Source organism: Mesorhizobium jarvisii (genome assembly GCF_003601985.1).
In the GTDB taxonomy this organism is placed as follows: Bacteria; Pseudomonadota; Alphaproteobacteria; order Rhizobiales; family Rhizobiaceae; genus Mesorhizobium; species Mesorhizobium jarvisii.
The window spans coordinates 23,838-37,957 of the sequence record NZ_QZXA01000007.1; the positions used below are offsets into that span (position 1 = coordinate 23,838).

At 64.2% G+C, this 14,120-nt stretch carries 12 protein-coding genes; 8 read left to right on the forward strand and 4 right to left on the reverse strand.

Annotated elements, in window-relative coordinates; translation table 11 throughout:
- Positions 1 to 173: 173 nt before the first annotated feature.
- Positions 174 to 1,853 carry a tetratricopeptide repeat protein gene (locus D3242_RS18310; protein WP_064984757.1) on the forward strand — a complete coding sequence of 560 codons (1,680 nt, stop codon included), beginning with the start codon at positions 174 to 176 and terminating at the stop codon, positions 1,851 to 1,853.
- A 628-nt stretch (positions 1,854 to 2,481) separates the two neighbouring features.
- Here D3242_RS18310 and D3242_RS18320 read toward each other — a convergent pair.
- Positions 2,482 to 3,264: a YciC family protein gene (locus tag D3242_RS18320; protein WP_064984758.1), complete on the reverse strand. Its 783-nt coding sequence runs from the start codon at positions 3,262 to 3,264 to the stop codon at positions 2,482 to 2,484.
- Positions 3,265 to 3,354: 90 nt separating this feature from the next.
- Here D3242_RS18320 and D3242_RS18325 point away from each other — a divergent pair, with 90 nt between their 5' ends.
- The 6 genes from D3242_RS18325 to D3242_RS18350 are packed head-to-tail and all read left to right on the forward strand — an operon-like array spanning position 3,355 to position 9,359.
- Positions 3,355 to 4,038 (forward strand): DUF4129 domain-containing protein, encoded by a 684-nt coding sequence (locus D3242_RS18325; protein WP_081296134.1) that lies wholly within the window; start codon positions 3,355 to 3,357, stop codon positions 4,036 to 4,038.
- Positions 4,035 to 5,249, forward strand: a complete 1,215-nt coding sequence (locus D3242_RS18330; protein WP_064984760.1) for a DUF4350 domain-containing protein — start codon at positions 4,035 to 4,037, stop codon at positions 5,247 to 5,249. The genes D3242_RS18325 and D3242_RS18330 overlap by 4 nt, the downstream gene beginning before the upstream one ends.
- Entirely contained in the window at positions 5,236 to 6,192 is a 957-nt protein-coding gene (locus D3242_RS18335) for an AAA family ATPase (protein WP_064984762.1), read from the forward strand. The genes D3242_RS18330 and D3242_RS18335 overlap by 14 nt, the downstream gene beginning before the upstream one ends.
- Positions 6,189 to 7,493, forward strand: coding sequence for a DUF58 domain-containing protein (locus tag D3242_RS18340; RefSeq protein ID WP_064984764.1), 1,305 nt, complete (start codon positions 6,189 to 6,191; stop codon positions 7,491 to 7,493). Before D3242_RS18335 ends, D3242_RS18340 begins: the two co-directional genes overlap by 4 nt.
- A complete protein-coding gene (locus D3242_RS18345) occupies positions 7,490 to 8,509 on the forward strand; it encodes a stage II sporulation protein M (RefSeq protein WP_064984767.1) in 1,020 nt (339 codons plus the stop codon). The genes D3242_RS18340 and D3242_RS18345 overlap by 4 nt, the downstream gene beginning before the upstream one ends.
- Positions 8,496 to 9,359, forward strand: coding sequence for an RDD family protein (locus tag D3242_RS18350; RefSeq protein ID WP_064984769.1), 864 nt, complete (start codon positions 8,496 to 8,498; stop codon positions 9,357 to 9,359). Before D3242_RS18345 ends, D3242_RS18350 begins: the two co-directional genes overlap by 14 nt.
- Positions 9,360 to 9,387: 28 nt before the next feature.
- Here D3242_RS18350 and D3242_RS18355 read toward each other — a convergent pair whose 3' ends face one another.
- Complete coding sequence (locus D3242_RS18355) at positions 9,388 to 10,074, reverse strand: D-lyxose/D-mannose family sugar isomerase (protein ID WP_027046725.1); 687 nt, start codon at positions 10,072 to 10,074, stop codon at positions 9,388 to 9,390.
- Positions 10,075 to 10,317: 243 nt separating this feature from the next.
- Between D3242_RS18355 and D3242_RS18360 the strand changes: the two genes are divergently transcribed.
- Positions 10,318 to 11,376 (forward strand): D-TA family PLP-dependent enzyme, encoded by a 1,059-nt coding sequence (locus D3242_RS18360; RefSeq protein WP_064984771.1) that lies wholly within the window; start codon positions 10,318 to 10,320, stop codon positions 11,374 to 11,376.
- Between the two features lie 32 nt (positions 11,377 to 11,408).
- Here the strand turns inward: D3242_RS18360 and D3242_RS18365 are convergent, their stop codons facing one another.
- Both D3242_RS18365 and D3242_RS18370 read right to left on the reverse strand, forming a co-directional pair.
- A complete protein-coding gene (locus D3242_RS18365; protein WP_019857541.1) occupies positions 11,409 to 12,167 on the reverse strand; it encodes a heme ABC transporter permease in 759 nt (252 codons plus the stop codon).
- Positions 12,168 to 12,339: 172 nt separating this feature from the next.
- The gene (locus tag D3242_RS18370; RefSeq protein WP_064984772.1) at positions 12,340 to 14,112 is read right to left on the reverse strand and encodes a glucan ABC transporter ATP-binding protein/ permease; all 1,773 of its coding nucleotides are present in this window, start codon (positions 14,110 to 14,112) and stop codon (positions 12,340 to 12,342) included.
- Positions 14,113 to 14,120 lie beyond the last annotated feature (8 nt).

Sequence of the window (14,120 nt, forward strand, 5' to 3'; positions counted from 1 at the left end):
AGTTCCAAATATCGGTGCGTGTCCCGTATAATGGCGCCATTATATGGTGATGCGGATATGCGGGTGAAAATAGCCAAAGTGCAAGTTAGTCCGGATCGTGCCGAAGGTCAGAAAGCTTTGGGCACACCGACTGCGCTTGTCTGACGAAGGCAATGAGTCAGACGAGCCGGGAAATGGACCACTTCAACCTCGGCACCTATCGCCGCTCGATCTCCACCCGCTCCACTGAGACCCAGCGCTGGTTCGATATCGGGCTCAACTGGTGTTACGGCTTCAACCACGAGGAAGGCATCAAGTGTTTTGAGAAGGCGTTGCAGACCGATCCCGGCTGCGCGATGGTGCATTGGGGCATCGCCTATGCCGCCGGGCCTTTCTACAATCTGACCTGGAAGGAACATGGCGAGGCCGAGGCCAACAGCGCGACCAGGCGCTGCTTCCAGCATGTCCAGTTGGCGCGCGCCCATGCGGCTGGCGCCAGGGAGATCGAACGGCGATTGATCGAGGCGCTGGCCTCTCGCTTTCAGAAGCCGCACAAGGTGAGACCACAGGATTTCGAACGATGGGATGATGCCTATGCCGCCGCGATGCGGCGGGTTTACCACGATTTTCCCGACGATCATGATGTGATGGCGCTGCTGGTCGAGGCGCTGATGATGCGCACGGTGCGGCGGCTGTGGAACCTCAAGACGGGGGAACCGGCACCGAATTCGGACGTGCTGGAAGCCCTGGAGGTTTGCGAGCGGTCGATCCGGCTTGCCGACGAGGCAGGTGCCTCACAACACCCGGCGATCCTGCACCTGCACATCCATCTCCTGGAAATGTCGACCATGCCGGAACGCGGCTTGCGCTCGGCCGACCGGCTCGGCGAAATGTGCCCGGATGCCGGGCACATGAACCATATGCCTGGGCATATCTACGTGCTGTGCGGCGACTATGAGAAGGCGAGGATCGCCAGCGAAAAGGCGGTCCGCGCCAACGACCTCTATCTCGCCTATGCCGATGAGCCGACCTATTATCTGCTCGGCTGCTGTCACGATCTGCATCTGATGATGTTCACATGCATGTTCCTTGCCCAGTATCGGCCAGCGCTGTGGGCCGCCGACAAGGTGCGCAGCCTAGTGACGCGAGACGTGGTCGGCATCCAAGACCGCCCAAAACTCACCCAGACCGTGGAAGGCTATCATGCGATGAAATCGCATGTGCAGGTGCGCTTCGGCCGCTGGCAGGAGATCATCGACGAACCGGCGGTCGAAGAGCCCGGCCTGTATGTGCTGACGGCGGCCATGCAGCACTATGCCAAGGGTGTCGCGCATGCGACGCTGAGGCAATTCACGGAAGCCGAGCGCGAGCGCGACCGGTTCCACCGGCATATGGAGACCATTCCGACCGAACGGCGTTTCCTCAGCAACCCGACCCGCGCCTCGCTCGCTGTCGGTGCCGCCTTGCTCGACGGCGAGCTTGCCTACCATCAGGGCCGGCACGAGGAGGCCTATGGCCATTTGCGCCAGGCAGTCGAGCTGGATGACAACCTCTCCTACACCGAGCCATGGGCGTGGATGCACCCGCCCCGCCATGCGCTGGCGGCACTGCTTCTCGACCAGGGCCACATGCAAGAGGCCGAGCAGGTCTATCGCGACGATCTCGGCCTCACCGGCAAGGTGCAGCGCTGCGCCCAGCACCCGGACAATGTCTGGGCGCTGCACGGGCTGGTGGAATGTTTGCGGCGGCGTGGCGAGAGCGAGGAGTTGCTGGCCCTGCAGGCAAGACTCGCCACGGCGCTGGTCAAGGCGGATGTGGCGATCAGCTCGTCATGCCTGTGCCGAACGAGCGTGCAGCGCGGCTGCTGTCACTGAGATTCCGATCTGACGATGTTCCTATTCGAAGCCAACCTTCAGGAGATGGAAGCCCGAGCCGCCACCGCACAGACCGAGCCTTGGATCACGATCTTATGGCCGCGGCGCGGCGGCATCAGCCGATCAGGCCAGGCTGAATGAACGGCTTTCCTCAATTAGCGCAGAGCAGTCGATCTCATCATGAAATTGGGCGTATGCATCAGGTGCAAGCCAGGAAGCGTAGGACCGAAGCCGCTTGAGCCTGGCCGTTTTCTCGAGCCGCGCCAGCCGCTCATCTTCGGCTGGTTGGGTGCGAGCCGGCCTCTTGTTCCTCTCGGCAGGATCATACATATCGACTATCCTCGGTCGGAGCCTATGAAGAGGCCGCTCAATGAGGGAGTTGGCCCACTCACCGGAATATGGACCTGTTGCTCCGGCGGTCCGCTCTCCAATTGGGCTGGATGCCACCACAAGCGCGGATGAAAGTCGCCATCCATTTTGATGAAGCTGCCGCAATTGGCCGGGCTCGGCAGAGCCATCCTCAAGCGTGATCACCCCCGACCCAGTTCGTCAGGCATGTGTCGGACGAGCGCGCAAACCATTCCGTCGTTGAAGTGGGCTGTCGCCCTCATGTGAATGGCGCCGTCCGCTACGAGAATATCTGCGCCAGTTCGTCGATGCTTGCGCCTTCCTTGACCTGGCGCAGTTCGACATAACTGACCGCGGCGGCGATCGACAGCACCATGGAGATCACGGTCTGCACCAGCGCGGCGCCCAGCTGCGCCAGAATCCCGCCAAACAGGACGAAAACCAGCAATATCCCCCACTGGATGACCATCGCGATGATCATCAATATGAGAAACAGGCCAAACAGCGACCAGCGGTTTCCCTTGGTCAGGGCACGGCTGCGTGACATCGAGCCGAAAACGCCACGCCGCTCCTGGATCAGGACCGGCACCGACATCGACCATCCGAGCCACAAGATGATGCCGGGCACGATCAGGGCCAGCATGGCAAGGACCGAGCCAAAGGCGACGAGGAAGCCAATCGCCAGCGTCGGCAGCAGGAAGCGGATCGCAATCTGAATACAGTCGCCGAAGGAGGGCCGCCTGCCGTTCAGGTCCTCGATCGTCGCCCGGACCAGTGACGACTGAAGCAGCATGGTGAAAACGAAGGAAACCAGCCCGGGGACGAGGCTGAGATAGGAATTGCGGAACATCGCATGGGGATCCGCCATCGCACCCGGATCACCACGCAACATCGCGTCGACCTGCGGCTGGCTCCACAACCGGACAAGCAGCGTCGGCACGCCGGCGAACAGCGCGGCAAGGCCAAGGCAAAGCCCGATGTTGCGGCCTAAGACGGCAAAGGTGTTGTTGAACACCCTGCCGATCTCGAACCGGCCGGGTTGTCCCAATGTCGCAGTGGTCATGATATTCCCCCGAGCCGCCGCAACATCCAAACAACCAACCTCGAAAGTAAATCTGCCAAGATTAAAAGGCTTCGTCCAGTGGACTTGCAATTGTCCAGGCGTATTGCCAGTGTCGACACCGAACCGCAGGTGCAGAGGGGCGAGCGGGTGACAGTCGCACAGCCGCAGGACGCCGAATGGCTGGCAAAGATACACAAGCAGTTGCTTGCGGACGATTCCATCCAGTTTGACTTGCCGACACTGGTGCAGCCCGAGCCGCCGGAATGGCTGCGGCCTTTTCTGGAGGCATTGGCGAAGATCGGCCCTTACATGATCTACCTGTTCTGGGGCGCGGTGATCGTCGGCGTCGCGGTCATCGCGCTTCTGGTTGCCCTCGAAGCCAAGGGCGTGGCATGGCGCCTGCCGTGGCGGCGCGCCCGTAAGGAGGCAGAGGCGGAGGAGGCATGGCGCCCGAATGCGAGTGCCGCGCAGATCCTGCTGTCCGAGGCCGACGCACTCGCCGCGCGCGGCGAGTATGACGAGGCGGTGCATCTTCTGCTTCGCCGCAGCGTCGCCGACATTGCCGGGCGGCTGCCCGACTTTCTGCGCCCGTCGCTCACTTCACGCGACATCGCCAGCGCCACGTCGTTGCCGGCGCGGGCACGCAGCGCCTTCAGTGAGATCGCGCGCATTGTCGAGGCAGCGCTGTTTGCCCGCCGGCCGGTCGGAGCGGAAGGCTGGCAGCAGGCGCGTGGCGCCTATGAACGCTTCGTCTTCAGGGATGCCTGGACATGAGCGCGCCAGCGGTCGACGCCGCGCAGGAACCGTTCAGCCGCAAAACCCTGTTCTGGGGCATCTTTGCCAGCTTGCTGGCCGCGGCGGGGTTTTTCCTGCTGTCGACCTACGCGCCGGACTTTCGCCAGCCGGAAGGCGGCGGCACGCCGCTCTCCAAGGGCGGCTCCGGCTATGCCGGGCTCGTCGAATGGCTGAAACTCGCCAATGGACAGGCGCCACCCATGGCGCGCAGCGAGGAAGCGCTCGGCTCCGGCCTGGCGTCCGAATTCCTGCTGATCGTCACCATCGCGCCAAACAGCGACCCGGCCGCGCTGGCAAGGATCATCAAGCTTCGCTCGGGCAAGGCCACGCTGTTCGTGTTGCCCAAATGGATCATCTTGCCCCTGCAAGACCATGAAGGCTGGGAGATGAAGCTCGAACGGCTGCCCGATACGGTCGTCAACGACTGGCTCGGGCGCATCGCCAAGGCCAAGCTCGGCGAAGGCAAGAGTTTGGTCGGGCAGATCGACGTCGCAGGCCGCATGGTCACCGCGCCGGAAGACCTGCAATGGGTGGCGGATGACCACCCCTTGATCGCGGCGGGCAACGGCAAGGCCATTCTCACCGAGCTCGACGACGAGCCGTTCTACATCCTGACCGACCCCGATCTGATCAACAACGCGGCGCTGAAGGATCCGCAAAAGGCGGCGGCGGCACTGGACATGATCGCCATGCTGGAGCCCGGAAAGGGCGCCGTGATGTTCGACCTGACGCTGCATGGCGTCGGGCAGAAATACGATCTCGCCAAGCTTTTGGTCGAGCCACCCTTCCTGGCGCTGACGCTGTCGGTGCTGGCGGCGGCCGCCCTTGCCTTCCTGCATGGGCTCGGCAGGTTCGGACCGCCGCGCTCCGAGGCCCGGGCGATTGCCTTCGGCAAGCGGGCGCTGGTCGACACCACCGCGATGCTCCTGAAGCGCGCCGGGCGGCTCGGGCAGCTCGGCGATCGGTATGCGACGCTGATGCGTGCGCGTGCCGGCGCATTGCTCAGCGCGCCGCAAGGCTTGCCGGGCGAAGCGCTCGACCGCTGGCTCGATTCCCGCGACCGAAGCGAAACGCAGGGCTTCAGCCGCCGCTTCAAGGCCGCGAGCGAAGCCAGGACCCTGGCGCAAATGCATGAGGCAGCGGAAGCGCTGCATGAATGGACGACAAGGAGGCTCGGTGAACGTCGATGATGTGAAGGCCCTGGCGACCGCGATCAGGGAAGAAGTGGCGAAAGCGATCACCGGGCAGCGCGACACGGTCGATCTGATGCTGACGGCATTGTTTGCCGGCGGCCACATATTGCTGGAAGGCCCGCCGGGAACCGCCAAGACCATGACCGCGCGATGCTTCGCGCAAGCACTTGGCGTCGCCTATGGCCGCATCCAGTTCACGCCCGACCTGATGCCTGGCGATATCGTCGGCTCCAACATCTACAATTTCCAGAGCGGGCAGTTCACGCTGACGCGCGGGCCGATCTTCTGCGACTTTTTGCTCGCCGACGAGATCAACCGCACGCCGCCGAAGACGCAGGCCGCCCTTCTGGAGGCCATGCAGGAACACGCCGTCACCTTCGACGGCGCCACGCATGCGCTCAGCCAGAACTTCATGGTGGTGGCGACGCAGAACCCGATCGAGCATCAGGGTGTCTACCCCCTGCCCGAGGCGCAACTTGACCGCTTCCTGTTCAAGCACCGGGTGAGCTATCCCGATCTCAAGGAGGAACAGGCTATCATCGTGCATCACGGCGGCGGCACCGCCTCGCATGATATCGCGCAATACGGCATCAAGGCGCAGACGGACCGCAAGACGCTGGAGGCGGCACTTGCCACGGTTGGTGAGGTGACGCTGGTTGACGATGTCGTCGGCTATATCGCGGCCCTTGTGCGCCGCACGCGCGAAAGCCCGGACCTCGAGGTTGGCGCCAGCCCACGGGCGGGCGCCATGCTGGCGCGCGCGGCACGCGCCAGGGCGGCTCTCGACGGCCGCGCCTATGTCATCCCCGACGACGTCAAGGCGCTCGCCATACCCGCGCTGCGCCACCGCCTCATCCTGTCGCCGGCGGCGCAGATCGATGGGCGGCTTGTCGAGCAGATCGTGTCCGATCTCGTCGACCAGACGGAGGCGCCGCGTTGATCTACCCGACCGGCAGAGCGGTGTGGGCTGCGGCGGCCGGGGCGATCCCTGCCTTCCTGATCGCGCTTGCGCTGCCGCATGTCTGGTATCTGGGCCTGCTGTGGATCTGCGCGCTGCTGGCATTTCTCGCTGTCGACGCGGCGGCCGGGCGTGGGCGTGCCTCGCTCAGCGCCAGTCTCTCGGCGCCGCCGCAGGTCGGCGTCGGCGGACGCTTTACCGTGCACGTCGCGGCCAGCCTCGGCCAGCGGGCGCGCATGCTGCAAGCGCGTGTCGGCCACGATCAGCGTGTGGAGCCGGTCAGCCGCACAGGCGGTGCGTTGCCCGCGAATGGCGGCACGCTTGACCTTGAATTCACGGCGCGCCGGCGCGGCATCGCCAGTTTCGACCGGGTCTGGTTGCGCTGGAACGGCCCGTTCGGGCTGAGCTGGAACCAGGTGGTCCTGCCGATGGACCGCAAGGTGGCGGTGCTGCCCGACGTCAGCAGCGCGCGCGATGAGGCCATCACCTTGCTGCAGCGCTCCGCGCTCGCCGACGGCCACGCGCAAAGGCGGGCCGGCCAGGGCCGCGAGTTCGAGGCGCTGAAGGACTATCAGCCAGGCATGGGCCGGCGGATGATCGATTGGAAGCGCAGCGCCCGCCACGGCAAGCTTCTGGCGCGCGAGTTCAGGATCGAGGAGAACAACAACATCGTGCTGGCGATCGACAGCGGCCGGCTGATGTGCGAGCCGGTCGACGGCGTGCCGAAAGTCGACCGGGCGGTAACGGCAGCGCTTCTGTCGGCCTTCATTGCGCTCAAGGGCGGCGACCTCGTCAGCCTGTTCTCCTTCGATGCCACGCCTCGCGTCTCGAGCGGCGCGGTGCGCGGCTCGCCGAGTTTCACGATGATCCAGAAGCGCGCGGCCGAGATCGACTATTCCAGCGAGGAGACCAATTTCACGCTCGCGCTGACGACATTGGCGGCCAAGCTCGACCGTCGCTCGCTGGTCATCGTCTTCACCGATTTCGTCGACCCGATCAGCGCCGAACTGATGCTGCGCACCGTCGGCCGGCTGACCGAGCGGCATCTGGTGCTGTTCATGCTGATGAAGGATGTCGAACTGGAGACGCTGGCCGACATGCAGCCCACGAAACCCGAGGATGTGGCCCGCGCGGTCACCGCCGGCGGCCTGCTTCGGGAGCGGCAAGTGGTGATCGGGCGACTGCGGCTGCTTGGCGCGCATGTGATCGAGGCCGACCATCAGCGGCTCGGTCCGGCCCTGGTCGAGCGTTATATCCAGCTCAAGGAGGAAAACCTCCTATGACGCTGCCCGCAGGCACCGATGCCGTACGCCAGTCGCTGGCAAGCTTCCGCCACGAGCGCGAGGCCGACTGGAAGGCGTTCGAGGCGCTGCTGGCCCGCGTCGAAAACCGTGCGCCGCGCACGCTTTCGGAAGACGAGTTGCTGTCGCTGCCCCTGCTCTATCGTTCGGCGCTGTCCTCGCTCTCGGTGGCCCGCGCGACGTCGCTCGACAGCGCGTTGATCGCCTATCTGGAGGCGCTCAGCCTACGCGGGTACTTCTATCTCTATGGCGCGCGACGCAGCTTGAGGCAGCGCGTCGGCGATTTCTTCCTGCGTGACTGGCCGGCGGCGATCCGCGACCTGTGGCGCGAGACCTGGGTGTCGGTCGGACTGACGGTGATCGGCGCCATTGCCGGCTACTGGCTGGTCGCCTCCGACAAACGTTGGTACGACGCCATTATCGCGCCCAGCCTTGCCGGCGGGCGCAACCCGGATTCGTCTGCCGAAGTGCTGCGCAGCGTGCTGTACGATGGCGGCAGCAGCCACTTCCTGTCCGGATTTGCCGCCTATCTGTTCACCCACAACACGCAGGTGGCGATCCTGGCCTTTGCTCTCGGCTTCGTCTTCGCGGTGCCGAGCGTGCTGATCATCCTGATGAACGGATGCATGCTGGGCGCGCTGTTCCAGGTCTATGCGGCCAAGGGGCTGGGCTTGGAGCTCGGCGGCTGGCTGTCGATCCATGGCACGACGGAACTGTTCGCCATTGCGCTGGCGGGCGCGGCCGGCATGCGCATCGGCACGCGCATCGCCTTTCCCGGCGAACTGACCCGGATGGCCGCCGCCGCCCAGGCCGGGCGGGTGGCGGCGACCGTGATGGTCGGCGTGATGATGATGCTTCTGTTTGCCGGCCTGCTAGAGGGCATCGGCCGGCAGACGATCACCAGCGATGCGGCGCGCTACGCCATTGGCGGCGGCATGCTGGCCTTGTGGATCGCCTATTTCTACCTGTTCCGGATGGTGCGGCATGGCAACGGCTAGGAACCCTGCCGAGCTGATAAGGCCGCTGATCACGCCGGAAGGTGTCGACCTCAGGGTCAAGCTGGCGGACGCCGGTACGCGGGCTTCAGCCTTCCTGCTCGATGTGGTGATCATCGTCGCTGCCGCCATTGCGGTCACCCTTGTCGTCATCTTCGGCCTCGGCGGCCTTGGTGTGAAGGAGGCGGAGCCGCTCTTCATCGTCTGGATCATCTTCATCTTCCTGCTGCGCAACGTCTATTTCATCGCCTTCGAGGCGGGGCGGCGGGCAGCGACACCCGGCAAGCGGATCGTCGGCGTGCGGGTCGCCTCGCGCAGCGGCGCGGGTCTCACCATCGATCAGGTCATCGCACGCAACCTGATGCGCGAGATCGAGGTTTTCCTGCCGCTGTCGATCATCGCCGCGCGCGGCGGCGCCGGCGTCGCCGACACGCTGTCGACGGTTTTCGGCCTGGTGTGGGCGTTGCTGTTTTCGCTGTTTCTATTGTTCAACCGCGACCGGCTGCGCATTGGCGACCTGCTTGCCGGAACTTGGGTGGTGGAGACGCCGAAATTCAAGCTGGTCGAGGACCTTTCGCAGCGAAAGGACCCGGTCGACAAGCGCTTCCATTTCAGCCCGGAGCAGCTCGACGCCTATGGCATCGCGGAATTGCACAAGCTGGAAGAAGTGCTGCGCCGCGACGACTATTCCGCGATGAAGGCAGTTGCCGAGATTATCGGCCGCAAGATCGGCGCGAAGGTCGAACCGTTCGATTCAAAGGCCTTTTTGACCGCCTACTACGGTGATCTGCGAGCGCATCTCGAGCGCAAGCTGCTGCTCGGCAACCGCAAGGCGGACAAACACGCGCGGTAGCGCGGGGCCAAGCCGAGTTTGGCCTGCCCTACCTCAGCCACTTCTCATAGTCGGCCACCAGCAGGTGCACCGGGGCGACATCCTCGTCGATGTTGGAGAAGCGGCCGATCGGCTCGCGGAAGACATTGTCGGTGAGATCGTCGTTGACGGTAGACACCTCGCCGATCAGCACGTCCTTGCCCTCGGCCCAGAAGGCATGCCAGACCCCAGGCAGGAGCGTGACGCTCTGGCCCGGGTCGAGCTTCAGCAAACCGCCCGCCGGCAGCCTATGGATGGTTCCATCGACCGGCACCGACACCTCGGCCTTCGGGTCGATGCCGCCGTCGCGATCGTGCATGAACAGTTCCAGCACCAGCTTGCCGCCGCCACGGTTGATGATGTCCTCGGCCTTGATGTTGTGGCGGTGCATCGGCGACAGCTGGTCCTTGCGCGAGATCATGATCTTCTCGGCATAGAGCATGCCCATGCCCTTCTTCATATCCTCGTAGCGGCCGTTGCGCACGGTAAACAGGAACAGGCCGAGTTCGTTGAATTTTTCCTGGCCGTAATCGGTGATGTCCCAGCCGAGACGCGAGGTGTAGATGGCCGAAGAATCGACCTGGCGCGCCTTCATCTCCTCGGGCGACCAATAGGCGAAGGGGGGCATGATGTAGCCGAACGAGCGGATGAAAGCGTCGGCTTCGCGGATGATTTCGTTGATGGCGGAACGTTTCATGATCGTGACCCTTCGTGTCTACACGCTTTAGGTTGTTGCATGTCGTCATCCCAAAACCGCTGGGCACTTTTGGGCGACATGCATTGCAAATCGCATAGCCGAACGCCGCTGCGGTGTCGATCCATCTCACTGCCTGCCGTGCCCTTCGCCATGCAGGGATGGCCCAGCGATCCGGTCCGCTGGCCGCGTGACATCAAGCACTTTCAGGCTCATAAACCCTGCAAATTCTCACAGGAATAGAAGATGCCGACCGTCCACGACCTTGATACGCCGTCGATCCTGATCGACGCCGCGCGCGCCGAAGCCAACATCGCCCGCGCACAGGCCCATGCCGACAAAAACGGACTGAAGCTCAGGCCGCATATCAAGACGCACAAGCTGCCCTATTGGGCGAAGAAGCAGGTGGCGGCGGGTGCCGTCGGCATAACCTGCCAGAAGATCGGTGAGGCCGAGGTGATGGCCGATGCCGGATTGTCCGATATTTTTCTACCCTACAACATTCTCGGCCGCGCCAAGCTAGAACGGCTGAAGGCGCTGCACGGCCGCGTAACCCTGTCGGTCACAGCGGACAGCACGGAAACGCTGGAGGGGCTGGCGGCGGCTTTCACCGATACCGGCCATCCTCTCCAGATTCTGGTCGAATGCGACACCAGCATGGGCCGCTGCGGCGTGCAAACGGCTGATGAGGCGGTTGCGCTGGCAAGGCTGATCGACAAGGCCGGTGGCCTCGCCTTTGGCGGGCTGATGACCTATCCTGCCGCTGGCCGCGCGGCCGAGGCCGAAGCCTGGCTTGCGAAAGCCAAGCAGGCGCTGGCCGCTTCGGGCCTCGCTTGCGAACGCATCTCCAGCGGCGGCACCCCGGACATGTGGCGCTCCAGCAACGCATCGGTCGTCACCGAATATCGCCCTGGCACCTACATCTATCTCGACCGCTATCAGGTCGCCAAAGGCGTCGGCACCCTCGACGATTGCGCGCTTACGGTGCTCGCCACCGTCGTCAGCCATCCAACGGCAACACGCGCCATTCTCGATGCTGGCAGCAAGGCGCTGTCGAGCGACACGCTCGGGCTAAAGGATTTTGGCGAACTGCTCGGCGCTCCCGATGCAAGGGTCACCGGACTCAGTGAAGAACATGGCACTGTCACGCTTTCCGGTGACGCGAAGCTGCGCATCGGCGAGCGCGTGCGCGTGGTGCCCGACCATTGCTGCGTCGTCACCAATCTGTTCAACGAGGTCAACCTGATCGACGGCGAGCAGGTGCTCGAAACGCTGCCGGTGGCAGCGCGGGGGAAAATGGGATGAGTGGCCTTCCCTTCTCCCCCTGTGGGAGAAGGTTAAGCCCGCTCCGCCTGCCGAGCCGCTACCCGCCGCATGGCGATCACCCGGCGGCGGCGGATTTCGGTGCGCATCGCCATCAGGTGCAGCGTGAAGAACAACGCCGTGAAACCGACGGCCATGACTAGCAGCGGCCAGAGCAGGCTGGGGTCGATGGTCGGGCCGTCCATCCGGAACACCGAGGCTGGCTGGTGCAGCGTGTTCCACCAATCGACCGAGAATTTGATGATCGGGATGTTGATGAAGCCGACCAGCGTGATGATGGCGGCGGCCCAGGCGGCGCGGCTTGCATCGTCGAGCGCACGGGTCAGCGCGATGATGCCGAGATACATCAGGAACAGCACGAAGACCGAAGTCAGGCGGGCATCCCAGACCCACCAGGTGCCCCACATCGGCTTGCCCCAGATCGAACCGGTGATCAGCGCAAGTGCGGTGAAGACCGCACCGATGGGAGCCGCCGATTTCAGCGCGACATCGGCCAGCGGATGCCGCCAGACCAGCGTGCCAAGGGCTGAGACCGCCATCAGCGAGTAACACATCATGGCGAGCCAGGCGAAGGGCACATGGATGTACATGATGCGCACGGTGATGCCTTGCTGGAAATCCTCAGGTGCGGCGAAGCTCATATAGAGGCCGACCGCAAGGATGAGCGCGGCGATCGTCGCCAGCCATGGCACGACCTTGTCGGCCAGCCCAACGAAGCGCGTCGGGTTGGCAAGGTCCATCCAGCCGCTCAGGCGTGAAGTCGTATCGCTCATGCGGCATTACATAGACCGACAGCGCGATCGGGGCAATCGAGCGGTGGTGTCGCAGGCTTGGTTACCCTCCCCCTTGTGGGAAGGGTCGCTGCGAAGCAGCGGGATGGGGGCGGCGCTGCCCCCACCCGGATCTTCGGTCCGGCCTCCCCACGAGGGAGGTAAAAGATGATGCTTACGCGGCCTCGCCCTGCACGGAGCGGCTGAGGCGGCGGACTTCCTCGTCGTTGAGCAGGCCGCCGGCACGCAGCAGGCTGGCGAAGCGGCCGTTCCGCAGCGACAGCTCGGCGAAGCCACCCATTTCGACCACCCTGCCCTTATCCATGAACACGACCAGATCGGCGTCGCGAACGGTGGTCAGGCGGTGGGCGATGATGAAGGTGGTGCGGTCGCGCCGCAATTCGTCGATCGCTTCCTTGACGCGGTCCTCAGTCTCGACGTCGAGCGCGCTGGTCGCCTCGTCGAGCACCAGGATCGGGGCGTCCTTCAATACCGCGCGAGCGATGGCGATGCGCTGGCGCTCGCCGCCGGAGAGCTGGCCGCCACGTTCGCCGACCACCGTGTCGTAGCCATTGCTCTTGGCCAGGATGAAGTCCTGCGCCGCAGCCGCGACGGCGGCGGCGTGAATCTCGTCATTGCTGGCTTCGGTACGGCCGACGCGGATGTTGTCCTCGATCGAGCGGTTGAGCAGTCCGGCATCCTGGAACACCGTGGCGATCGAATGGCGCAGCGACTTGCGGGTCACGGTGCGGGTGTCGATGCCGTCGATCAGGATGCGGCCGCTCGACGGCGAGAAGACGCGCTGCAGCAAATTGATCAGCGTGGTCTTGCCGGCACCCGTCGGTCCGACGATGGCGACGGTCTGGCCGGCCTGAACCTCGAAGGACACATCGCTGACGCCCTGCCCCGAATTGGCGAATTCGAAGTTGACATCCTCGAAGCGGACATGGCCGGTGACATTGGTAAGGTCGCGCAGGCCATCCGGTTCGGCGGCATCGGCGGCCGAGTCCTCGAGCTTGTAGAACTCCTCGAGCTTGGCGCGAGCCTCCGAAATCTGGTTGGCGAAAGCCGACATCTGGTCGAGCCGCGAGATCAGCAGCGTGGCGAAGCCGGTGAAGGCGATGACATCACCGACGCGCAACTGGCCATGGGTCACCAGATAAGCGCCGATCAGAAGCACCACCATCATCGAGATGGTCGACGACAGACGATTGAGCGCATTGGCGATGGCCCACCAGTCGAGCACCGGGTTCTGCGCGTCGAGCAGGTTCTTGACATAGCGGCGCAGAGTCTCGGCCTCATGGCCAAGGCGGTTGTAGCTCTGGAGAACGGCGACGTTGCTCACGGAGTCCGTCACATGGGCGAACACCTTGTGGTAATGGCGCTCGACGGCTGCCTGGCCCGCCTTGGTGCGCTTCATCACCAGACGGCCGATGCCGACATAGAGCACGCCAAGCGCGAGCAGGACCATCGACATGCGCACATCCATGCTGAGCGCCGTCGGCACGAGAAGGACGAGCGCGACAGCCGTGGACAGATGCTGGCGCATGAATTCGAGCCATAGGCTGAACAGCGTCTCAACAGCACGCAGCAGCGTGTGCAGGGCGTTGGACGTGCCGCGCTGATGATGCCAGGCAAGCGGCATGGTGATGACGCGCTCGAAGGACTGGCACAGCACTTCGCTACGCCGGGCGTGAGCAAAGCGGTCGGCGCCGCGCGCCACCAGGACGAAAGCGATGACGTTGAAGGCGCCCAAACCGGCCCACACGGCAAGCGTGGAGAATACAGAGCCATGCGCGGAGATGGCATCGATCACCCGGCCAAACATGATCGGCTCCAGGATGGCGATAGCGGCAAGTGCGACATTGGCGCCGCAAATCAGCGCGACGCGCCTCTTGTCGGCGGCCAGATAGCCCAGCGCTCTCCAATAGATCTGCAGAAGTGACACTTCAGCTA